At 65.6% G+C, this 21022-nt stretch carries 20 protein-coding genes; 14 read left to right on the top strand and 6 right to left on the bottom strand.

Going from position 1 to position 21022, the window contains the following annotated elements; all coding sequences use genetic code 11:
- Positions 1 to 170 precede the first annotated feature (170 nt).
- A complete protein-coding gene (locus RM543_RS14585) occupies positions 171 to 971 on the bottom strand; it encodes a PAS domain-containing protein (protein ID WP_311692890.1) in 801 nt (266 codons plus the stop codon).
- Between the two features lie 326 nt (positions 972 to 1297).
- Between RM543_RS14585 and gmk the strand changes: the two genes are divergently transcribed.
- The 9 genes from gmk to phoB all read left to right on the top strand — a co-directional run bounded on the left by gmk (position 1298) and on the right by phoB (position 10136).
- Positions 1298 to 1942: a guanylate kinase gene (gene gmk / locus RM543_RS14580; RefSeq protein WP_432280470.1), complete on the top strand. Its 645-nt coding sequence runs from the start codon at positions 1298 to 1300 to the stop codon at positions 1940 to 1942.
- Entirely contained in the window at positions 1939 to 2460 is a 522-nt protein-coding gene (locus tag RM543_RS14575) for a gamma carbonic anhydrase family protein (RefSeq protein WP_311692888.1), read from the top strand. Before gmk ends, RM543_RS14575 begins: the two co-directional genes overlap by 4 nt.
- A gap of 13 nt (positions 2461 to 2473) precedes the next feature.
- Positions 2474 to 3517 carry a sensor histidine kinase gene (locus RM543_RS14570; RefSeq protein ID WP_311692886.1) on the top strand — a complete coding sequence of 348 codons (1044 nt, stop codon included), beginning with the start codon at positions 2474 to 2476 and terminating at the stop codon, positions 3515 to 3517.
- A 378-nt stretch (positions 3518 to 3895) separates the two neighbouring features.
- Positions 3896 to 4945, top strand: a complete 1050-nt coding sequence (locus tag RM543_RS14565) for a substrate-binding domain-containing protein (protein ID WP_311692884.1) — start codon at positions 3896 to 3898, stop codon at positions 4943 to 4945.
- 113 nt (positions 4946 to 5058) lie between these two features.
- Entirely contained in the window at positions 5059 to 6534 is a 1476-nt protein-coding gene (gene pstC, locus RM543_RS14560) for a phosphate ABC transporter permease subunit PstC (protein ID WP_311692882.1), read from the top strand.
- Positions 6531 to 7883 (top strand): phosphate ABC transporter permease PstA, encoded by a 1353-nt coding sequence (gene pstA, locus RM543_RS14555; RefSeq protein WP_311692880.1) that lies wholly within the window; start codon positions 6531 to 6533, stop codon positions 7881 to 7883. The genes pstC and pstA overlap by 4 nt, the downstream gene beginning before the upstream one ends.
- A 17-nt stretch (positions 7884 to 7900) precedes the next feature.
- Positions 7901 to 8698 carry a phosphate ABC transporter ATP-binding protein PstB gene (gene pstB / locus RM543_RS14550; protein ID WP_311692878.1) on the top strand — a complete coding sequence of 266 codons (798 nt, stop codon included), beginning with the start codon at positions 7901 to 7903 and terminating at the stop codon, positions 8696 to 8698.
- Between the two features lie 32 nt (positions 8699 to 8730).
- On the top strand, positions 8731 to 9444 hold the full coding sequence (gene phoU, locus RM543_RS14545; RefSeq protein ID WP_311692876.1) for a phosphate signaling complex protein PhoU: 714 nt from the start codon (positions 8731 to 8733) through the stop codon (positions 9442 to 9444).
- On the top strand, positions 9444 to 10136 hold the full coding sequence (gene phoB, locus RM543_RS14540; RefSeq protein WP_311692874.1) for a phosphate regulon transcriptional regulator PhoB: 693 nt from the start codon (positions 9444 to 9446) through the stop codon (positions 10134 to 10136). The genes phoU and phoB overlap by 1 nt, the downstream gene beginning before the upstream one ends.
- Before the next feature lie 16 nt (positions 10137 to 10152).
- Here the strand turns inward: phoB and RM543_RS14535 are convergent, their stop codons facing one another.
- The 3 genes from RM543_RS14535 to rpsB form a co-directional block, all read right to left on the bottom strand.
- On the bottom strand, positions 10153 to 10989 hold the full coding sequence (locus RM543_RS14535) for a sulfite exporter TauE/SafE family protein (protein ID WP_311692872.1): 837 nt from the start codon (positions 10987 to 10989) through the stop codon (positions 10153 to 10155).
- A gap of 406 nt (positions 10990 to 11395) precedes the next feature.
- The gene (gene tsf, locus RM543_RS14530; RefSeq protein ID WP_311692871.1) at positions 11396 to 12271 is read right to left on the bottom strand and encodes a translation elongation factor Ts; all 876 of its coding nucleotides are present in this window, start codon (positions 12269 to 12271) and stop codon (positions 11396 to 11398) included.
- Between the two features lie 122 nt (positions 12272 to 12393).
- A complete protein-coding gene (rpsB, locus tag RM543_RS14525; RefSeq protein ID WP_311692870.1) occupies positions 12394 to 13167 on the bottom strand; it encodes a 30S ribosomal protein S2 in 774 nt (257 codons plus the stop codon).
- A 243-nt stretch (positions 13168 to 13410) separates the two neighbouring features.
- On the opposite strand from rpsB, the gene RM543_RS14520 reads away from it, so the two are divergent.
- Positions 13411 to 14202 carry a DUF502 domain-containing protein gene (locus RM543_RS14520; RefSeq protein WP_432280462.1) on the top strand — a complete coding sequence of 264 codons (792 nt, stop codon included), beginning with the start codon at positions 13411 to 13413 and terminating at the stop codon, positions 14200 to 14202.
- A 62-nt stretch (positions 14203 to 14264) separates the two neighbouring features.
- Here RM543_RS14520 and RM543_RS14515 read toward each other — a convergent pair whose 3' ends face one another.
- Together RM543_RS14515 and RM543_RS14510 are read right to left on the bottom strand one after the other, a co-directional pair.
- On the bottom strand, positions 14265 to 15302 hold the full coding sequence (locus tag RM543_RS14515; protein ID WP_311692869.1) for a patatin-like phospholipase family protein: 1038 nt from the start codon (positions 15300 to 15302) through the stop codon (positions 14265 to 14267).
- 5 nt (positions 15303 to 15307) lie between these two features.
- Positions 15308 to 16081, bottom strand: a complete 774-nt coding sequence (locus RM543_RS14510) for a 3-hydroxybutyrate dehydrogenase (RefSeq protein WP_311692867.1) — start codon at positions 16079 to 16081, stop codon at positions 15308 to 15310.
- Positions 16082 to 16429: 348 nt separating this feature from the next.
- On the opposite strand from RM543_RS14510, the gene RM543_RS14505 reads away from it, so the two are divergent.
- The 4 genes from RM543_RS14505 (at position 16430) to RM543_RS14490 (ending at position 20981) form a co-directional block, all read left to right on the top strand.
- Positions 16430 to 18241, top strand: coding sequence for an extracellular solute-binding protein (locus RM543_RS14505; protein ID WP_311692865.1), 1812 nt, complete (start codon positions 16430 to 16432; stop codon positions 18239 to 18241).
- A 201-nt stretch (positions 18242 to 18442) separates the two neighbouring features.
- The gene (locus tag RM543_RS14500; RefSeq protein WP_311692863.1) at positions 18443 to 18790 is read left to right on the top strand and encodes a hypothetical protein; all 348 of its coding nucleotides are present in this window, start codon (positions 18443 to 18445) and stop codon (positions 18788 to 18790) included.
- Positions 18791 to 18842: 52 nt separating this feature from the next.
- Positions 18843 to 19478 carry a DsbA family oxidoreductase gene (locus RM543_RS14495; RefSeq protein ID WP_311692861.1) on the top strand — a complete coding sequence of 212 codons (636 nt, stop codon included), beginning with the start codon at positions 18843 to 18845 and terminating at the stop codon, positions 19476 to 19478.
- Between the two features lie 261 nt (positions 19479 to 19739).
- The gene (locus RM543_RS14490; RefSeq protein WP_311692859.1) at positions 19740 to 20981 is read left to right on the top strand and encodes a multidrug effflux MFS transporter; all 1242 of its coding nucleotides are present in this window, start codon (positions 19740 to 19742) and stop codon (positions 20979 to 20981) included.
- Positions 20982 to 21022: the final 41 nt, after the last annotated feature.

Below are 21022 nucleotides of genomic sequence, written 5' to 3'. Positions count from 1 at the left end.
GCGTCGTCGTCCGGAAGCCGCTTTGGAACTGACCGGCTCTTCGGCGCTCCACGTCTCGGCCTTCCGAGCCGCCCGATCCGCGGGCCAGACATGGTCCGTGGCAGCGCCGAAGATCCGTTTCACGCGGTGCGGCGGGCCCCTGGCCGACGAAAGCGTAGGGAAGAGCGCCGTCAGTCGGCGCCGCCCTCCACGACGTAGAGCGACGGCCGGCCATCCCGTTCGACGCGGGTCGCGCCAGACGGGACGTCGGGTCGTCTGAGCGACTCGCTCCGGCGATAGGGCATGAACCCCTCGGCCATCCCCCGCACGCTTTTCCTGCCGGGCCGCTCCGGCGTCGCATCACTCACGCGGCCTTGCGCCGTCGCGCGAGGGGCGACCGGTGGCGAGCCGCCCGTCCGGTCGCCGTCGTCGCGCATGACGATGGGGGAAATTTGCGTCTGGCGCAGTTCGAACCGGCGCGGCGCGCGACCCAACGGCCCCTCGCTCACAAGGCAACCGAGAACGCGGGTGATGTCTCCCATGTCGCTCCTGAGCGGCAGGAGGAGCAGCCTGGCATCGAGTTGGGGGCGTCCGGGGCCGCGCTGCCCCGCCATGGTGAGCGTCGCCGCGGCCGGACCGGTAAAGACCCGCTCCAGCGTGTCCGAGACGGGGCGCCGGGCTTCCGGCATGAACATCGCCGTCAGGGGCATGCCGCGCACCTCCATCCCCATCAGATCGCTCAGGTGCATGCCGGCGAGGCGGAAGCGCGCGATGCCCGGCGCGATCCGCTCCAGGATGAAAGCATATTCGAGGGCGTCCTCGATCCGGCGGGGGTCGATCTCCGACCGGAACGGCACCGGACGCGATGCCCGGATCTCCCTCCAGTAGGCTTCGACGGCGCTGATGGCAGAGAAACGGTTCTCCCTCGGCATCATGCTGCTGAGCGAGACGATCTTGGCGTCTTGCCCGTTCCTGGTCTCGTCACGCGTCATGTCTGACCCCATTCTGAACCGACCCCCGGAGTCCGACGACGCCGTGGTGGGTGTTTCGCGAATTGAGACCATCGGATCACGCGCCCTGCAAATTAAGCTCGCGCTAACGTTAAAGTCGCAATTCTTACCGACTTCTTAATGCGCCGGAGTTTCACTTAAATTCACGCCTTTTCTTGACCCCTGGTTAACCGATGCGTGCTGTCGCGGGCGCGCGGGGCAGGGATGGCACAGCCGTTCCCCCGAGACTTGACCTTGCCCGGCGCATGGTGGAACCGGGACCGGCCGGCCCGTCGAGGCACGGCCAGGATCTCGGAGACAATCGACCCATGGTGAACCGCCGCGGCTTGCTCATCATTCTCTCGTCGCCGTCCGGCGCCGGAAAATCGACGCTGGCGCGGCGCCTCATGCGATGGGATCCCGACCTGTCCTTCTCGGTCTCCGCGACGACCCGCGCCCCGCGCGAGGGTGAAGTGGAGGGCCGGGAGTATTTCTTCCGCAGCCGCGAGGCGTTCGAGGAGGTGGTCGCGCGCGGGGACATGCTGGAACACGCCGAGGTCTTCGGGCACTTCTACGGCTCGCCGAGGCAACCCGTCGAAGAGGCGATCAGCGCCGGACGCGATGTCCTGTTCGACATCGACTGGCAGGGCGGCCAGCAGATCCGCAACTCCGTCCTCGGCAAGCACACGCTCTCGCTGTTCATCCTGCCCCCCTCCATCCCGGAACTGGAGCGGCGTCTCAGGAGCCGCGCCCAGGACACGGACGAGGTGATCTCCGGGCGGATGAAGAAGAGCCGGGACGAGATCAGCCACTGGCCGGAATACGATTATGTCCTAGTGAACGATGATCTGGACGAGACCGAGTCGAAGCTTAAGACGATCGTGCAGGCCGAGCGGATGCGCCTGTCCCAGCAGCCGGATCTCGTCGATATCGTCCGCCGGCTCAACCACGAATTCGAGGAGCTTCAGTCATGACGGTCTACGCCCTGGGCGAGCTGCGCCCCGAGATTGCCGAAACGGCCTGGGTCGCGCCCGATGCCAACGTGATCGGCGCCATCGTTCTGAAGGCCGGCGCTTCCGTCTGGTTCGGCGCGACGCTGCGGGGGGACAACGAGCCCATCGTCATCGGCGAGGGCTCGAACGTGCAGGAAAACGTGGTGATGCACACCGATATCGGCTTCCCGCTCGACGTTGGCCCCAATGTCACCATCGGCCACAAGGCAATGCTGCACGGCTGCACAATCGGCGAGGATTGCCTGATCGGCATGGGCGCGACGATCCTGAACGGGGCCGTGATCGGCGCTGGCAGCCTGATCGGGGCAGGGGCCCTGGTGACGGAGGGCAAGGAGATCCCGCCCGGCAGCCTCGTCATGGGCGCGCCGGGCAAGGTCGTCCGCCAGATCGACGAGGCGGCGCTGAAGCGGATGACGGCCGGGACGGCGTATTACCGGCAGAACGCCGAGCGCTTCCGGGCCGAGTTGACCGAAACCTGACCCCCGCGCTCCCATGAGCCCAGAGCAGACCGCCGCCGCCCTAGATGCGATCCCGCAGCCGCTCGTCCTGATCGGGGCGGACATGCGCATCGCCGCGATGAACGCGCGGGCGAGCGAGCTTTTCCGTGTGGCCGGGATCGGCCGGCACTACGCCACCGTGCTGCGCAATCCCGCCGTGCTCGATGCCATCGACGCGGTTCTGAAGGGCGACCGGCCCGGCACCGCGCGCTTCTACACCGGTGACAGCCGGGAGGGGACGTGGCGCGTCTCCGCCATCCCGGTGCGCGGGGACGGTGGCATGATGCTGTCCTTCGAGGACGTGACCGACGTCGAGCATGCCGGTCAGATGCGGCGGGATTTCGTGACCAATGTCAGTCACGAGCTGAAGACGCCCTTGACCGCCCTTCTGGGCTTCATCGAGACGCTGCGTGGCCCGGCGCGGGAAGATGCCGCCGCGCGGGACAGGTTCCTCGAGATCATGGAGAAGGAGGCGGCGCGGATGAACCGCCTCGTCTCGGACCTTCTGTCGCTGTCACGCGTGGAAACGACGGAACGCCTCCGCCCGACCGAGAAGCTGTCCCTGCGGGAGATCGCGGGAACGGTGGTGAATGCGGTGCGCCCCATGGCCGATGCCGCGGATGTCGTGTTGCGGCTCGAGACGGAGGAAGGGCTGGAGACGAGCGCCTTCGACGTGATGGGCGACCCCGACCAGCTCCAGCAGATCGTCCTCAACCTCGTCGAGAACGCGATCAAGTACGGCGCGTCGGGCGGGGAGGTGACGATCCGGCTATCCCTTCGGGAGCGCGAGGCGGTGTTCCGCGGTCCCGGCGTTCAGCTCGACGTGATCGACAAGGGCGAAGGGTTCGACCCCATTCACATCCCCCGTCTGACCGAGCGCTTCTACCGCGTGGACACGCATCGCAGCCGGGAACAGGGCGGCACCGGCCTCGGCCTTGCCATCGTCAAGCACATCGTCTCCCGGCACCGCGGCCGGTTCCGGATCGAAAGTGCACCGGGCGAGGGCGCCACGTTCACGATTCTCCTGCCAGCCGCCTGAGGCGCCCCGGGGGGGCGCGCCGTCCGGTCTTCGCGCCGAGGGACCCGCGCCGGTATGCGCCGCCATGACCTACGCGGGCGGGCCGCCGCGCGCGGAACCATCGTCGTTACAACCGGATCCGGGAGCTGCCGCCATCACGGAAGAGCCACGATTCTGCGGGCCTTCAGGCGCGCGGAGATCGCCAGATTCCGCGTCAATCCGGACCATGGCCCGTCCCGCTGCGATGCCGCAGGGCAGGGGCGTCTTAATAAATCAGCCGAACTTCCGCATTGTCATCTAACTGTTACACGGCTGTCACAAAAGGCCAGCATCCGGAGCATAGACGGCTCCCCGAGGCTGCCTGGGGTAGCCTGCCACAGTATTCAAAGGAGGACATACATGTCTCTCGCCAAGCTGACTGTCTCGACGCTGGCCCTCGCTGCCGTCTCCGCCACCGCCGTGTCCGCCCAAGGGCGCGAGCAGGTGCAGATCGCCGGTTCGTCCACCGTTCTGCCCTACGCCTCCATCGTCGCCGAAGCCTTCGGCGAGAACTTTGATTATCCGACGCCGGTCGTCGAATCCGGTGGCTCCTCCGCCGGTCTGAAGCGCTTCTGCGAAGGCGTCGGCGAGAACACCATCGACATCGCCAACGCCTCCCGCGCGATCCGCGAAAGCGAGATCGAAGCCTGTGCCGCCGCCGGCGTCACCGACATCATGGAAGTCCGGATCGGCTATGACGGCATCGTCTTCGCCAGCCAGATCGACGGCCCCGAGTTCACCGCCTTCGAGCCGGCCCAGTGGTACAACGCGATGGCCGCCGAGCTTCCGATGGACGGCGAGATGGCCTCCAACCCGAACAGCACCTGGGCCGATGTCGACGGCGCGCTCCCCGATGTCGAGATCCAGGCCTTCATCCCCGGCACCAAGCACGGCACGCGTGAAGTGTTCGAAGAGAAGGTCATCCTCCAGGGCTGCGAAGACAGCGGCGCCTACGACCAGATCCTCGAGATCAACGGCGGCGACGAAGATGCAGCCGAAGATGCCTGCATGTCCATCCGGACCGACGGCGTGGCCGTGGACATCGACGGCGACTACACCGAGACCCTCGCCCGCATCGAGAGCAACCCCAACGGCCTCGGCGTGTTCGGCCTGGCGTTCTACGAGAACAACACCGACCTGCTGAAGGTCGCCACGATGGGCGGTGTCGAGCCCTCCACCGAGACGATCTCCTCCGGTGATTACCCGGTCTCCCGCCCGCTCTACTTCTACATCAAGAAGGCGCACATGGGCGTCATCCCGGGCCTGAAGGACTATGCCGAGTTCTTCGTGTCCAACGAAGTCGCCGGCCCGAACGGCCCGCTCTCCAACTACGGCCTCGTCGCCGATCCCGAGCTGGAGCAGACCCAGCAGCAGATCGCCGACGAAGTGACCATGTCCGAGAACATGTAAGCTTCGCGCTTCGCGGGGGGCTCTTCGGAGCCTCCCGCACCTTTCGACCGGGGCGTGTGTCCCCGCGCGTCTCGCCGGTTTCGCCGGCTTCCCCTTTTCCCGACAGGTTCGCGATGCCCGTATTCTGGATCCTTGCCATCGTTCTCGTGCTCGGCGCCGCCGGATACGTCCTCGGCCGCGCCCGCGCCCTGAGTTCGGCCGGTGATGATTACCGCAGCCTGCACTCGCTCCCCTCCTACTACGGCTGGAACGCGTTCATCCTGACCGTCGTCCCCGCACTTCTCGTTCTCGCCGCCTGGATGCTGATCGCGCCGATCGTGATCGACGGCATGGTCTCCGGGCTGGTGGACGAGGGAATGCAGGAGGGCTCCAGCCTCTCACTCCTGATGTCCGACGTGCGCCGCCTCGCGGCCGGCCTCGACTCCGCGGTCGCCTCCGGCGCCCTCAGCGCGACCGAGGCGTCCGACCTCGTCGCCGACAATACGCTGGCCGGCCGTCTCATGGGTCTGCGCATCTCGCTCGGCTCCTCCGTCACGGAGAGCACGCTCGCCGCCGCGCAGCGCTATCGCGGCCTCGCCGCAGCCTCGCAGATCTGGATGGCCGTCGTGGTGATCGCCCTGGCGGCCGGCGGCCTGCTGCTCGGCCTGCGCCGGATCAAGCCGACCTTCCGCGCCCGGAACGCGGTCGAGACCGGGCTCCTGGCGCTGCTGATCCTGGCCTCCTCCATCGCCATCCTGACGACGCTCGGCATCGTTTTGTCGATGCTCTTCGAGACGATCAACTTCTTCCGCCAGTACCCTGCGAGCGAATTCTTCTTCTCGACCACCTGGTCCCCGGACTTCCGCGGCAATTCCGAACTCGGCATCCTTCCGCTGCTCTGGGGCACGCTCTACATCTCCTTCATCGCCCTTCTCGTGGCGGTTCCTGTGGGGCTCTTCGCAGCAATCTATCTCTCCGAGTATGCCGGGCCGAAGATGCGCGCCGTCGCCAAGCCGCTGATCGAAGTGCTCGCCGGCATCCCGACCATCGTCTACGGCCTCTTCGCGCTGATCACGGTGGGCCCGGCGCTCAGGGACTACTTCGCGCAGCCCCTCGGCCTCGGCAACAGCTCCTCATCGGTGATGACGGCGGGCCTGGTCATGGGCATCATGCTGATCCCCTTCGTCTCCTCGCTGTCGGACGACATCATCAACGCGGTGCCGCAATCGATGCGGGACGGCTCGCTCGGCCTCGGTGCGACGCCCTCCGAGACGATCCGCTCGGTGATCATTCCGGCAGCGCTCCCCGGCATCGTGGGCGCGATCCTCCTGGCAGCCTCCCGCGCCATCGGTGAGACCATGATCGTCGTCCTCGGGGCAGGGGCCGCGGCCGCACGCCTGAACGAGGGATTGACCGAGGCCATCAACCCCTTCGAGGCGATGACCACCGTCACCGTCAAGATCGTCAGCCAGCTCACCGGCGATACCGATTTCGCCAGCCCCGAGACGCTGGTCGCCTTCGCGCTTGGCCTGACGCTCTTCGTCATCACGTTGGCGCTCAACGTCCTCGCCCTCTTCATCGTCCGCAAGTACCGGGAACAGTACGAATGACCGATGCAACCGCATCCGGAGCCGCGCCCGCGCGTCGCCAGACGTCGCTGATGACAGCGGACAAGGGAACGCGCCGCCGCAACGCCGCCGAAGCCCGTTTCCGCGCCTACGGTCTCGCGGCCATCGGTGTCGGCCTCGCCGCGCTCGTCATCCTGCTGGTCTCGATCCTCAGCCAGGGTCTGAGCTCCTTCCGTCAGGCCTACGTCACGCTCGACGTGCCGCTCACCGCCGAGACGCTGGATCCGGGCGGCAACCGCGACCCCGAGGACATCGCCTCGGTCTCCACCTTCGGCTATTCGTCGATCATCCGCGATGCCGTGCTGAACACGTTCCGCAATGCCGGCATCGAGATCGAGGGGCTGTCGGAGGAAGAGGCGCGCGGCATCATCTCTCCCGAAGCCTCGGCGCAGATCCGCGACCGCGTGCTCGCCGATCCAGACCTCATCGGCCAGACCGTGGAGATCGAGGTGCTCGCGAATTCCTGGATCGACGGCTACTTCAAGGGCCGCGTGACGGATCGCACCGCCGAACTGAACTCCAACGTCTCGCCGGCCCAGATCCGGCTGGCCCAGGCCATGCAGGACGCCGGGATCCTGAACGTCCACTTCAACTGGGCCTTCATCACCGCGCCGGACGCCTCCGACAACCGCCCCGAAGCGGCCGGTCTAGGGGTCGCGATCATCGGCTCGCTCTACATGATGCTGATCGTTCTGTGCCTAGCGCTCCCGATCGGCGTGGCCGCCTCGATCTACCTCGAGGAATTCGCGCCGCAGAACTGGTTCACCGACGTGATCGAGGTGAACATCTCGAATCTCGCGGCGGTGCCCTCCATCGTCTACGGTATCCTCGGCCTCGCGATCTTCATCAACTTCGCCGGCCTGCCGCAATCGGCGCCCATCGTCGGCGGCCTCGTCCTGACGCTGATGACGCTTCCGACGATCATCATCGCGACCCGCGCCTCCCTGAAGGCGGTTCCGCCGTCCATCCGGGACGCGGCGCTCGGGATCGGCGCCTCGAAGATGCAGTCCGTCTTCCACCACGTGCTGCCGCTCGCGATGCCCGGCATCCTGACGGGGACGATCATCGGCCTCGCCCAGGCCCTCGGGGAAACCGCGCCGCTCCTGCTGATCGGCATGGTCGCCTTCGTCCGGGACTACCCGGCGGGACCGCCCGACGGCTTCTTCGATCCCGCCTCCGCGCTGCCCGTCCAGGTCTACAACTGGACCCAGCGCGCCGATCCCGCTTTCGTCGAGAGGGCCTCCGGTGCAATCATCGTGCTGCTGGTCTTCCTACTGATCATGAACACGCTGGCGATCGTGCTCAGACGCCGCTTCGAACGTCGCTGGTAAGAGCGCAGGAGAGACCCATGAACGACATGAGACCCTTGGAGCGCATCGTGGATACCGACAACGTCAAGATCACGGCAAAGAACGTGCAGGTCTATTACGGCGACACGCACGCCATCAAGGACGTGGATGTCGACATCCTCGCCAACACCGTGACCGCCTTCATCGGCCCGTCCGGCTGCGGCAAGTCGACCTTCCTGCGGTGTATCAACCGCATGAACGACACGATCGACATCGCCCGCATCGAGGGGAACATCCTCCTCGACGGGGAGGATATCTACGACAAGCGCGTCGATCCGGTGCAGCTTCGGGCGCGGGTCGGGATGGTGTTCCAGAAGCCCAATCCGTTCCCCAAGTCGATCTACGACAATGTCGCCTATGGCCCCAAGATCCACGGCCTGGCGCGCAACAAGGCCGAGCTGGACGAGATCGTCGAGAAGGCCCTGCGCCGCGGCGCGATCTGGGACGAGGTGAAGGACCGGCTCCACGCCTCCGGCACCGGGCTTTCGGGCGGTCAGCAGCAGCGTCTGTGCATCGCCCGCGCGGTGGCGACCGAGCCGGAGGTCCTGCTGATGGACGAGCCGTGCTCCGCCCTCGATCCCATCGCCACGGCGCAGGTCGAGGAACTGATCGACGAGCTCAAGGAAACCTATTCCGTCGTCATCGTGACGCACTCCATGCAGCAGGCGGCCCGCGTCAGCCAGAAGACGGCGTTCTTCCATCTCGGCAATCTCGTCGAGTACGGCGACACCGGCGATATCTTCAACACACCGCAGGACCAGCGCACCGAGAGCTATATCACCGGACGCATCGGTTGACCTCTTCGCAGAGGGCAGGAAAGGGCAGTACCATGAACGAGAGCCATATCGTCAGCTCCTACGACCGCGATCTCGAGGCGGTGCAGGCACTCATCATGAAGATGGGCGGTCTCGTCGAGGAATCGATCCTGAACGCCGCCCAGTGCCTCGTCGAGAACGACGGCGACCTGGCCACCAAGGTGCGGCGCGGGGACAAGGCGATCGACGGGCTGGAAGAGCGGATCAACGAGGAGGCGGCGCGCATGATCGCGCTTCGCCAGCCGATGGCGCGGGATCTGCGCACGGTCCTGTCGGTGATCAAGATTTCGGGCAACCTCGAACGGATCGGCGACTATTCCAAGAACATCGGCAAGCGCACCATCGCGCTGACCGAGATGCCGCAGATCGGCTCCACGGCGGGGTCCATCCGCCGCATGGCCCGCTCCGTCGAACAGATGCTGAAGGACGCCCTCGACGCCTACATCCAGCGCGATGTCGAGATGGCCCGTGACGTCTGGGCGCGCGACGCGGAGGTGGACCAGATGTACACCGCGCTCTTTCGCGAGTTCGTCACGCACATGATGGAGGATCCGCGCAACATCTCCGCCTGCATCCACCTTCACTTCATCGCCAAGAACATCGAGCGGATGGGGGACCACGTCACCTCCATCGCCGAGCAGGTCATCTATCTGGTCAGCGGCGAAAAACCGGATGAGGACCGACCCAAGGGCGATCGCTCGTCCCTCGAGACGTTCGGACAAACCTGATGTCACCGCAGGAACAGCCCCGTGTCCTCGTGGTCGAGGACGAACCCGCTCAGCGCGAGGTCCTGATCTACAACCTCGAAGCCGAGGGGTTCCGCGTGTCTCGCGCAGGCAATGGAGACGAGGCCCTGATCGCCGTGGACGAGGAGTCTCCGGACATCATCGTGCTGGACTGGATGCTGCCGAACGTCTCTGGGATCGAGGTCTGCCGCCGGCTTAAGATGCGCCACGAAACCCGCGGCGTCCCAATCATCATGCTCTCGGCGCGCTCCGAGGAAGTGGATCGCGTGCGAGGGCTCGAAACCGGCGCGGACGATTACGTCGTGAAGCCGTACTCGGTGATCGAGTTGATGGCCCGCATCCGCGCGCAACTGCGCCGCACGCGTCCGGCCTCCGTCGGCGAGAGGGTCGAGTATGACGGGATCATACTCGATGCCGAGACCCACAAGGTCACCCGGAACGAAAATCCCCTGAAGCTCGGCCCGACGGAATTCCGGCTCCTCGCCACGCTCATGGAAAAGCCCGGCCGCGTCTGGAGCCGGGAGCAGCTTCTGGACCGCGTGTGGGGCAGGGATGTCTACGTCGACACCCGCACCGTGGACGTCCATATCGGCCGGCTGCGCAAGGCTCTCTGCGCCACCGGCGGCGATGACCCGCTCCGCACGGTTCGCGGCGCGGGATACGCCCTCGGCTGACGCTGTCCGACCGGGATCAGTACCCGAACGACTTGCGCAGCATGTTGAGCGCCACGAGGAGCAGGAACGCCCCGAAGAACCGCTTGAGCGGCTTCGGATCCGTCTTGTGAGCGAGCGCGACGCCAAGTGGCGCGGTGATCAGCGTCATCGCGATGACCAGCACGAACGCGCCGAGATTGACCGATCCCACGGTGAAGGGCGGACGTATCTCGGCGGGGACGCCGACAAGCAGAAAGCCGAGGACCGAGGGAACGGCGATGATCGTTCCGAAACCTGCCGCCGTCGCGACGGCGCGGTGGATCGGCATTCCGTGGAGGCTCATGACCGGCACGCCGAAAGAGCCACCGCCGATTCCCATCAGCACCGACAGGAACCCCAGGATCGGCGACAGGACGTATTTCAGGGGGCCTTTCGGCATCTCGGATCCGAGGCGCCAGTTCGAATTGCCGAAGAGCATGTAGAGCCCGACGACAATCGCGAGGCAGCCGAAAATGCCCTGCAGCGTTCCGGAGCGCAAGGCCGCGGCCACCGCAACGCCGATCAGCGCGCCGATGACGATCCCCGGCGTCCAGCCACGCAGCACGGACCAGTCCACGGCGCCCTTGCGGTTATGCGACAGAACGGACCGGGTCGAGGTCACGATGATCGTCGCAAGCGACGTCGCCAGGCACATCTGCATCAGGTTGGGGCTCTCGTATCCGAGCACCGCGAAGGCATAGTAGAAGCCGGGCACCAGGACGATCCCGCCGCCGACACCGAGAAACCCCGCGAGAACGCCCGCGAAGGCACCGATGAGGAGCAGAAGAGCGACCATGGCCGCAAGAAGCGTGGGGTTCTGTGAAAGCACGTCCATGGCTCAGCTCGCCATGTCGAAGATCGGGAAACAGGGTCGCATGTCGTGAGATGTCTCGCTTGGCAATGTATCGGCGCGGACCGCATCCGGAGCCGCGACTACGTTGAGACCCTTAGCTCTTCCGATGTCAATTGAAGGGGGCAGCTTGCCATGTGGAAACCTGCCAGGAACCGCGCAAGCATCAGTCCGATAATCAGTATTATGTTAATATTGGGTGAACGAAGCGGCCGTAGCGCTGCCGACATTTGCGACCGAACTTCCGTGATGCGACCGGCTGCAGCGGAACTCCGCGGCGATCACGGCTGCTGTATGCTCACCTTATCCTTCGGAATCCGCGCGTTGCATCCGAAAACGAAACAGGACGCCGAAGCGCCCTGTCCCGTGTCATCCTGATGTCGGACGCCGATCAGCCCTGAGCGGCCTTGGCGACCTCGGCCGCGAAGTCTTCCTCGACCTTCTCGATGCCTTCGCCGACCTCGAGCCGGACGAAGCCGGTGATCGTGGCGCCGGCGTCCTTGGCGGCCTGCTCGACCGTCAGGTCCGGGTTGATGACGAAGCTCTGGCCGAGCAGCGTGACCTCGGACAGGTACTTCTTCATCCGGCCTTCGATCATCTTCTCGATGACCTGCTCGGGCTTGCCGCTCTCGCGGGCCTGCTCGGTCAGGACCTGCTTTTCGCGGGCGACCAGCTCGGGATCGAGATCGCTCTCGCCGAGGGAGGCCGGGTTCACGGCCGCGACGTGCATCGCGACCTGGCGGCCGAACGCTTCGTCACCGCCGGTGATGGCGACGAGAACGCCGATCTTGCCCATGCCGTCGGTGGCGGCGTTGTGGACGTAGGACACCACGTTCTCGCCGCTGAGCTTGGCCATGCGGCGGACCGACATGTTCTCGCCGATCGTCGCGATCTTGTCGGTGATCACTTCCTTGATCTTCTTGCCGCCCATGTCGGCCTCGACCAGCGCTTCGACGTTGTCCGCCTTCAGCGCGACATCGGCGATATCGCCGGCCATCTTCTGGAAATCGGCGTTCTTTGCGACGAAGTCGGTCTCGGAGTTCACCTCGACCGCGACGCCCGTGCCACCGTCGACGCGGACGGCCACGAGGCCCTCGGCGGCGGTCCGGCCGGATTTCTTGGCAGCCTTCGCGAGGCCCTTGGTGCGCAGCCAGTCGACGGCGGCTTCCATGTCGCCATCGGTCTCGGTCAGCGCCTTCTTGGCGTCCATCATGCCCGCGCCGGTCGTGTCGCGGAGTTGTTTCACCTGTGCAGCGGTAATCGCCATCGTATCAGTGCTCCTGAAATAGGCAGTTCCGCGGGCAGCCTGTGCCGCCCGCGCATGTCAGTGGAATGACAATCCCGAAGGTCACGCCGCACGCATGAAGCGCGCGGCGCGGCGATCAGGGATCAGGCCTCGGCTGTCTCGCCTTCGGCGGCGACCTCTTCGGAGGGCGCTTCTTCCATCTCGCCGACATCGATGCCGGCCGATTCCATCTGCGCGCTCATCCCGTCGAGGGCGGCGCGAGAGACGAGATCGCAGTACAGGGCAATCGCACGGGCCGCGTCGTCATTGCCGGGGATCACGTAATCCACGCCAGCCGGGGAGCAGTTCGTGTCCACGACGGCGACGACCGGGATACCCAGCTTGCGGGCTTCGGCGATGGCCAAATCTTCCTTGTTCACGTCGATGACGAACAGAAGATCCGGAACGCCGCCCATCTCGCGGATGCCGCCGAGGGACGCGTTCAGCTTCTCCTGGTCGCGCTCCATGTGGAGGCGCTCTTTCTTGGTCAGGCCCTCGGCCCCCATCGCCATCGATTCGTCGATGGATTTCAGACGGTTGATCGACTGGGAGACGGTCTTCCAGTTGGTCAGCGTGCCGCCGAGCCAACGGTGGTTCATGTAGTACTGGGCGCAACGCTCTGCGGCGTCGGCGATCGGCTTCTGGGCCTGGCGCTTGGTGCCGACGAAGAGGATGCGTCCGCCGCGGGCCACGGTTTCGCGGATCACGTTCAGGGCAGCGTCCAGCATCGGGACGGTCTGCGTCAGGTCCATGATGTGGATGCCGTTCCGCTCACCGTAGATGTACTCACCCATGCGGGGATTCCACCGCTGGGTCTGGTGACCGAAGTGAACGCCAGCTTCGAGCAGCTGACGCAGGGAGAATTCGGGAAGCGCCATGTGCGTCTGTCCTTTTTCCGGTTTCATGCCTCGGCGGAGCGTGAGGGGCCGTTGAAGGCCCCAACCGGTGGACGTCACGGGGATGTCTCCCCCGATATGGCCCGACTCCGCCTGTGAAGTGGGCGCCGGATAGAGCAAGGTCTTGTGGAACGCAAGCCGTTCTTGCATAGCCCCCGGGGGGCCCCTACCCTTTTTACACGGCGGCAACGGGCCTCGTTCCTCTCATTCAGGCGCTCTTACCAAGTGGTTCCCCCAAAATCTGCTCCCCAGCCGCGCGATCCCGGCACTGACCCCCTCGCGCGGCGTCCCGGCAAGCCGAAACGCTTCGGGCGGCTGCGTGCATCGTTCCTGACCGGTCTCGTCGTCATCGCGCCCATCGCGCTTACGATCTATCTCATCTGGTCCGTGATCGGCTGGATCGACGGCTTCGTGCTGCCGCTGGTGCCGGCGCATTTCCGTCCCGAACAATATATCGGCGTGGATATCCGCGGCCTCGGCGTGGTGATCTTCCTCATCTTCACGGTCCTCGTCGGCTGGGTCGCGAAAGGCATCATCGGCCGCTCGCTGATCGGCTGGGGCGAGCGCTTCGTGGACCGGATGCCCGTCGTCCGTTCGATCTACGGCGGCCTGAAGCAGATTGCCGAGACCGTGTTCGCGCAGACCGAAAGCAATTTCGAGCGTGCCTGCCTCGTGGAATACCCCCGCAAGGGTGTCTGGGCGCTCGCCTTCGTCTCCACCACGGCGAAGGGCGAGCTGGCCCTGAAGCTCGGCGATGCGGATACGCGCATGATCTCCGTCTTCCTGCCGACGACGCCGAACCCGACCTCGGGCTTCCTGCTTATCGTACCGGAGCGGGACGTGACCTATCTCGACATGACCGTCGAGGATGCCGCGAAGCTCGTGATCTCGGCCGGTCTGGTCTACCCGCCCCAGAAGGCAGGCACCGTTCCCCCTGCCCCGCCCGCCGGCCCCGTCCCCGCGGGACTTCCCGGTGAGCCGGACCATGCGCCCGCCGAGCGTCGCGAGACCGCCTGACGCGACCTGATCCTGCTAAGAGATGATCGGGCCGCCTGCGGGGACATTTGCGGCGGGATGTATCAGTCGAACATCTGCTGCAGATCTACGCTCCCCTCCACGCCGAGCATGTGACCATGGACGGACAGGAAGGTCTCCGCCGCCTCTCGCCCGGCCGCCTTCAGACGCCCCGTGACCAGCGCCGAGGGCACCGTCTTGGTCGCGACGGACAGATCCCTCATCAGTGCGTCGTCGGCGATCATGTGGACGCGCACTGCCTTCATCGCGCCTTCAGGGATGCGCCCGTCGGCAATCAGGCGGCGCACGAAGTCGATGGAGCGCAGCTCCCGCAGGAGCGAGGTGTTGAAGCTGATCTCGTTGATCCGGTTCTGGATATCCGTGCCGTTCATCGGCACGTCCGGCCGCCAGAGCGGGTTGATGTTGATGATGACGAGATCGGACGGCAGCGCATCGTCATAGAGCGGGAAGAGCGCAGGGTTGCCGGTATAGCCGCCATCCCAGTAGGCCTCCATCTCCCCGGTCACGGGATCCTCCATCTCCACCGCCTTGAACATCGTCGGCAGGCAGGCGGAGGCGAGGATGGCACCCGGGCACAATTCGGCGCCGGAGAACACGCGGATCTTGCCGGACCGCACGTTGGTCGCCGAGACGAAGAAGGCCGGTCCCGCCTCGGAGCAGACCAGGTCGAAATCGAAATGATCCACGACCGGCTGCAGGGGATTGGAATAGAACGGCCCGTAGGCATAGGGGCTGATCGCGCGGGAGACGGAGTCGGCAAGGAAGAAGGCCGGTGAATTGCCGAGCAGGTGGCTGAGAGTGGCATTGGGCGTGAACTGCGCGAACCAGTGCGTGAGCCGCAGATCCTGAACGCCGACCACGCGAGCCCAGAGCCAGTCGAGGTTCTCACGCGCCGCCTCCCGTCCGCCACGAACGAGTCCGGCCTTGAGCGCCGCTCCGTTCAGGGCGCCCGCCGAGCAGCCGGAGATCCCGGCGATCTCGATGCTCTCCTCCTCCAGAAGCCGGTCGAGCACGCCCCAGGTGAAGGCGCCGTGCGCGCCGCCACCCTGAAGGGCGAGAGTGATGCGTACCGGGTTCGCCACGCCGCTCAGAGCGCCGTCCAGCCGCCGTCGACGCTTATCGTCGTGCCGGTGATCTGCCGCGCCGCATCCGAGCACAGGAAGGTCGCGACGCCGCCGATCTCCTCCACGGTTGCGAATTCCTTGGAGGGCTGACGGTCGAGGATGACCTTCTCGATGGCCTCCTCACGCTCCATCCCGTACTGCTTCATCGTGTCCGGAATCTGCGCCTCGACGAGCGGGGTCATCACGTAACCGGGGCAGATCGCATTGCAGGTGATGTCCTCCCGGGCGGTCTCGAGCGCGATGGTCTTGGTCAGACCGACGATGCCGTGCTTGGCGGAGACGTAGGCGGACTTGTAGGGGCTCGCGGTCAGGCCATGGGCCGAGGCGATGTTGACGATCCTCCCCCACCCGGCGGCCTTCATCATCGGGATCGCCGCGGCGATGGTGTGGAAGGAAGAGGACAGGTTGATCGCGATAATCGCGTCCCACTTCTCCTGAGGGAAATCCTCGACCGGGGCGACGTGCTGGATGCCGGCATTGTTCACCAGGATATCGCAGGCGCCGGCCGTCTCGATCAGCTGGCGGCACTCCCCGCCTTTCGACATGTCCGCCTTGATGTAGAGGACCTCGGATCCCGTCTCCTCGGACAGCTTGCGCGCGAGGGCGTGGTCCTCCTCGCTGTCGGTGTAGGAGTTCAGCACAACGCGCGCTCCGGCCCGCGCGAACTCCGTCGCGACGCCGAGGCCGATGCCGCTGTTCGATCCCGTCACCACCGCCGTCTTGCCACTCAGCTTCATGTGATCGCCCTCAGCGTTGTTTGCACTCGCAGCATAGCATAGGCGACGGGTTCGCGGTTGCCAGAGCGCAAGCCGAACATGGCCGGTTCCATTTGAATGAACTGCTCGGGGATCATGCCGAAACGTCTTGTCCCTGCGGGAAACAGGCGGCCCGCCCGGGCAAAAAAAAGCGCCCGCACAAGGCGGGCGCAAGTTATTGAGGCAGGTTTCATACAGGCAAGAAACCTATCGAGCAGTGCCCTCTATATAACCGGCAAATTACGGACGTCAAAGTTAAAAGTTTGAATCGCCCATGCCGGCCCCGTAGCATCGCCGGCAACAGGAGACCGGCAGATAATGAGGCATTCCATGACCCCCTTCCGAGCGCAGGCGACGGCACTGGCCGCGATCTGGACGATGGCGGGCGCGGCCGCGGCCGACCCCACCCACGGCATTGCCATGTACGGCGATCCGGCGCTTCCGGAGGGGTTCGAGGCGCTGCCTTACGCCAATCCCGATGCCCCCAAGGGCGGCCGGTTCACCTTCGCCGAGATCGGCTCCTACGACAGCCTCAATCCCTTCGTCCTGAAAGGCAGCCCGGTCTACGGCCAGCGGGTCTACGGGTACGAATCGCTGATGGGCCGATCCTACGACGAGCCGTTCACGCTTTACGGATGGCTGGCCGAATCGGTGGAAACCGGACCGAATCGGGAATGGGTGGAATTCACGATTCGCCCAGAGGCCCGATTCTCCGATGGCTCTCCCGTCACCGAGGAGGATGTCCTGTGGTCCTTCGAGATCCTCGGAACCGAGGGGCATCCCCGCTATCATTCCGCATGGGACAAGATCGCGAGCTCCGAGATCGTGGGCGAGCGGACCGTGCGATTCGAATTTTCCGGGGAAGACGATGAACTTCCCCTGATTCTCGGCCTTCGTCCGATCCTCAAGAAGGCGCAGTTCGAGGATGTCGATTTCGCGGCGGCGTCGAACACCATCCCCGTCGGCTCCGGTCCCTACACCGTCGGCCCGTACGAGCAGGGCCGGTACATGGTTCTGGAACGCGATGAGGATTGGTGGGCCGCGGACCTGCCCCTGATGGCCGGCGTCCACAATTTCGACGAGATCCGGTACGAATGGTTCGGCGATGGGGACGTGGCCTTCGAGACATTCCGCGCCGGCGAGATTTCCTCGAACCGCGAAACGAACATGGGCCGCTGGCAGACGGCGTACGATTTCCCGGCGGTCCGCAGCGGCGATGTCGTCCTGTCCACCATTCCGCACGAGCGGCCCTCCGGCATCCTCGGCTTCGTGATGAACACCCGCCGCGCGCCCTTCGACGATTGGCGCGTGCGGGAGGCGCTGATCCACGCGTTCAACTTCGAGTTCATCAACTCCGCGATCAACGGCGGCACGGAGCCCCGGATCTGCTCCTACTTCTGCAACTCTGTCCTGGCGATGGAGGACGGCCCGGCGACAGGCCGCGTCGCCGAGCTCCTGGAGCCGTTTGCGGATGAGTTGCTGCCGGGAGCGCTCGAGGGCTATTCCCTCCCCGTCTCCGACGGCTCCGAGGCCAACCGCGCCGGCACCCGTACCGCGATCCGGCTCCTGAGCGAGGCGGGATATGCCATCGACGGCGGCGTGATGACCGACAAGGAGACTGGCAGGGCCCTCTCCTTCGACATCGTCCTGCCCCAGAGCGCCGGACAATATTCGACCGCCGCCGAGCTCTACGTCGAAGGGCTGAGGCGGATCGGCGTCGATGCCGAGGTCGTCACCGTGGACAGCGCCCAGTACAAGGAGCGCTCGGACGCCTACGATTTCGACATGACGATCTACCAGCGCGCCGTGTCCCTCTCCCCCGGCAACGAGCAATATCTCTACTGGGGCGCTGACGGCGTCGACGAGCCGGGCACCTACAACTGGATGGGCGCGGACAACCCGGCCATCGAGGCGATGATCGGTGAAATGCTCACGGCCGAGAGCCAGGAGGATTTCCGGTCCGCCGTGAAGGCCCTCGACCGCGTGCTGACGACCGGTCGCTACGTCGTGCCCTTCTGGTACTCCCCTGAGAGCCACCTCGCCCACGTGAAGGAGATCAATTACCCCGAGACGATCGCGATGTACGGCGACTGGCTCGGCTTCCAGCCGGATGTCTGGTGGTACGAGGAGGCCGCCGAGTAACGGCGTATCGGACGACAAGAATCCCGGGGCCCGGTCGCGATGCGGCCGGGCCCCTTCACGTTCGGCCCCGCCCCGCCCCGTCTCGCCGCCGGCCGCGATCCTGCCTTGAGGGCATCCGCCCCGTAGGGAACCATCCTCCGGGCCGAAGTCTTGTCCCGCGACATCGATATTCACACCGACACAGATGCTGGAGACGAGAAGATGGACTGGGCCCCGATCGCACGGAACTGGGACGAGATGCTGGACGGGATCGAGGATCGCTGGCCGAACCTCGCACATTCCCGCCTCGTGGAGATCGACGGCGATCAGGAGGCGTTCACCCGCTACCTGATGGAGGCCCACGCCCTCACGCAGGTCGAGGCGAACGAGGAGATCGACGAGTTCATGACGTCCAACATGCCGATCGACGCGCGGATGGACGAGCTGAACGACAACGCCAACATCACCTTCTCCGGACGGTCCATCCCCGAAGGCGAGGACGTCTATGCCGAGGATGGCGATTTCGGTGACGACGACACCGCCGAGCCGCCGGCCGGCCGGACGGATTGATCTAGGGCGCCGGGCCTCGCGAAGCGAAACGGGATCTGATAGAGCCGCGTCCATGATCACGCTCGACATCATTTCAGATCCCGTTTGCCCGTGGTGCTACATCGGCAAGGCGCATCTTGACCGTGCGCTTGCCGAAAGACCGGACCATCCCTTCACCATCGTCTGGCATCCGTTCCAGCTCGACCCGGAGATCCCGCGGGACGGGCTCGACCGGGGCCAGTACCTCGAGGGCAAGTTCGGCTCGAAGGAGGCAGTCGTACAGCTGCATGCGCGGATCGACGAGGCTGCGAAAGATGCGGGACTGCAGATCGATTGGGAGACCATCAAGCGGTCGCCGAACACCATCGATGCGCATCGCCTGATCCACTGGGCCGGGATCGAGCGCAAGCAGGGGAAAGTGGTCGACGCCCTCTTCGCGGCCTACTTCCAGGAAGGTCGGGACATCGGCGACCAGGACGTCCTGGCGGATATCGCGGATGGCGCCGGGCTAGACGCCGCGGCCATCCGCCGCCTTCTGGACGGCGACGCTGACACGGCCGAGATCGAGGTACGGGAGGCCCATTCCAGGGAGCGCGGCGTGTCGGCCGTTCCGACCTTCATCATCGCCAACCAGCACGTCGTTCCGGGCGCGCAGCAGTCGGACCTCTGGCTCAAGCTCATCGACGAGATCAACGCCCAACTCGCCTGACCGCTCGGGCTGTCGGAACGCCGGACTTGCCCGGCGTCCTCCGAAGCCCCGCCGCGCGGACGAGATGCACGGCTCTGCACGTCGCCTGCACGATGCGTCATCCTGCACGAATGCACAGGTCTCACGGCGCCCCTGCCGACTGGCCAGTGCGGCGCGAGCAGTCTAAGGACTGCACGCAGGGAGAGAGAGAAGCCGCCTCGCGTCGCCGTGGCCAACATTCAATGCGCGCCCGGTCCGCCCGGGACCATCCCGAGGTGCCCGATGCCACGTCGTCTAGCCGTTCCCGAATTCGTCGTCATGCTTGCGATGCTGTTTGCCTGCGTCGCCTTCTCGATCGACGCCATGCTGCCCGCCCTGCCCCAGATCGCGGAGGACCTGACGCCGGATGCGCCCAACAAGGCGCAGCTCGTGCTGACCGCCTTCGTCTTCGGCATGGGCATCGGCACACTCTTCAGCGGGCCGCTCTCCGACACGTTCGGGCGCAAGACGGTCATCACCTTCGGCATCGGCGTGTTCATCGCGGGCGCGATCGGGTCCTGGCAGGCCGAGAACCTCGAGACGATGCTGGCCTTCCGGGCTCTTCAGGGCCTCGGGGCCTCCGCGCCGCGCATCGTGGCGCTTGCCATGGTGAGGGATCTCTACGAAGGCCGCCGCATGGCGCAGATCACATCCTTCATGATGATGATCTTCATCCTCATCCCCGCGATGGCCCCCTCCGCCGGGGAGCTCGTGATGAACGCATTCGGCTGGCGGTCCATCTTCCTCGCCTTCGCCCTCTTCGGTCTTTTGGGCTGCACCTGGCTGAATATCCGCCAGGACGAGACACTGCCGCTCGACAGGCGGCGCTCCCTGCGCCTCGGTGGCCTCTGGACCGCGGTGAAGGAAGTCCTGACGAACAAGCTCGTGCTGATCTACATCGCCGTGCTGACCCTCGGCTTCGGCCAGATGTTCGCCTTCCTCTCCTCGATCCAGCAGATCTATGCCGAGATCTTCGGCATCACCGACAGCTTTCCGCAGTGGTTTCTGGTGCAGGGCCTGATCGCCGGGACCGGCACGATCATCAACGCGACGCTCGTCATGAGACTGGGAATGCGCCGCCTCGCCATCGCCGCCTATGGTGCGCAGACGGCGATCTCCACGCTGCTCGTGCTGCTCGAACTGTCCGGCCTCCTGCCGGAGGCGCTCTTCTTCCCGGCCTTCTTCTTCTGGGCGACGAGCGTCTTCTTCATGGCCGGCCTGACCTTCGGCAACCTCAACGCACTTGCGCTGGAGCCGATGGGCCATATCGCGGGCCTCGCCTCCTCCGTCGTCGGCTGCGTCTCCACCATCGGTGCGGTGATCCTCGCGGCGCCCATCGGCCTTGCGTTCAACGGCACCATCGTTCCGCTCTCGGTCGGCGTCCTGATATGCTCGGCGCTGGCTCTGGTGCTGATGATGAAATCCCGCAAGCTCGATCCGGTGAGCAAGCGGCAGGTGTCCGGACATGCCTCGACCCAGCACTGAATGTTGCGCCCTGGGGTCCGGCATCCTATCCCTCCCTCCGC

It is taken from the genome of Tropicimonas omnivorans (genome assembly GCF_031846565.1).
Taxonomy (GTDB): Bacteria; Pseudomonadota; Alphaproteobacteria; order Rhodobacterales; family Rhodobacteraceae; genus Tropicimonas_B; species Tropicimonas_B omnivorans.
This window is presented reverse-complemented; position numbering and strand designations above follow the sequence as displayed.

Excerpts from the sequence above, each read along its gene's own strand:
- RM543_RS14500 (WP_311692863.1), top strand. The coding sequence starts at position 18,443 with ATGGACTGGGCCCCGATCGCACGGAACTGGGACGAGATGCTGGACGGG.
- pstB (WP_311692878.1), top strand. The coding sequence starts at position 7,901 with ATGAACGACATGAGACCCTTGGAGCGCATCGTGGATACCGACAACGTC.
- RM543_RS14565 (WP_311692884.1), top strand. The coding sequence starts at position 3,896 with ATGTCTCTCGCCAAGCTGACTGTCTCGACGCTGGCCCTCGCTGCCGTC.
- RM543_RS14570 (WP_311692886.1), top strand. The coding sequence starts at position 2,474 with ATGAGCCCAGAGCAGACCGCCGCCGCCCTAGATGCGATCCCGCAGCCG.
- phoU (WP_311692876.1), top strand. The coding sequence starts at position 8,731 with ATGAACGAGAGCCATATCGTCAGCTCCTACGACCGCGATCTCGAGGCG.
- RM543_RS14535 (WP_311692872.1), bottom strand. The coding sequence starts at position 10,989 with ATGGACGTGCTTTCACAGAACCCCACGCTTCTTGCGGCCATGGTCGCT.
- phoB (WP_311692874.1), top strand. The coding sequence starts at position 9,444 with ATGTCACCGCAGGAACAGCCCCGTGTCCTCGTGGTCGAGGACGAACCC.
- rpsB (WP_311692870.1), bottom strand. The coding sequence starts at position 13,167 with ATGGCGCTTCCCGAATTCTCCCTGCGTCAGCTGCTCGAAGCTGGCGTT.
- RM543_RS14510 (WP_311692867.1), bottom strand. The coding sequence starts at position 16,081 with ATGAAGCTGAGTGGCAAGACGGCGGTGGTGACGGGATCGAACAGCGGC.
- pstC (WP_311692882.1), top strand. The coding sequence starts at position 5,059 with ATGCCCGTATTCTGGATCCTTGCCATCGTTCTCGTGCTCGGCGCCGCC.
- gmk (WP_432280470.1), top strand. The coding sequence starts at position 1,298 with ATGGTGAACCGCCGCGGCTTGCTCATCATTCTCTCGTCGCCGTCCGGC.
- RM543_RS14490 (WP_311692859.1), top strand. The coding sequence starts at position 19,740 with ATGCCACGTCGTCTAGCCGTTCCCGAATTCGTCGTCATGCTTGCGATG.
- pstA (WP_311692880.1), top strand. The coding sequence starts at position 6,531 with ATGACCGATGCAACCGCATCCGGAGCCGCGCCCGCGCGTCGCCAGACG.
- RM543_RS14495 (WP_311692861.1), top strand. The coding sequence starts at position 18,843 with ATGATCACGCTCGACATCATTTCAGATCCCGTTTGCCCGTGGTGCTAC.
- RM543_RS14575 (WP_311692888.1), top strand. The coding sequence starts at position 1,939 with ATGACGGTCTACGCCCTGGGCGAGCTGCGCCCCGAGATTGCCGAAACG.
- RM543_RS14505 (WP_311692865.1), top strand. The coding sequence starts at position 16,430 with ATGACCCCCTTCCGAGCGCAGGCGACGGCACTGGCCGCGATCTGGACG.
- tsf (WP_311692871.1), bottom strand. The coding sequence starts at position 12,271 with ATGGCGATTACCGCTGCACAGGTGAAACAACTCCGCGACACGACCGGC.
- RM543_RS14585 (WP_311692890.1), bottom strand. The coding sequence starts at position 971 with ATGACGCGTGACGAGACCAGGAACGGGCAAGACGCCAAGATCGTCTCG.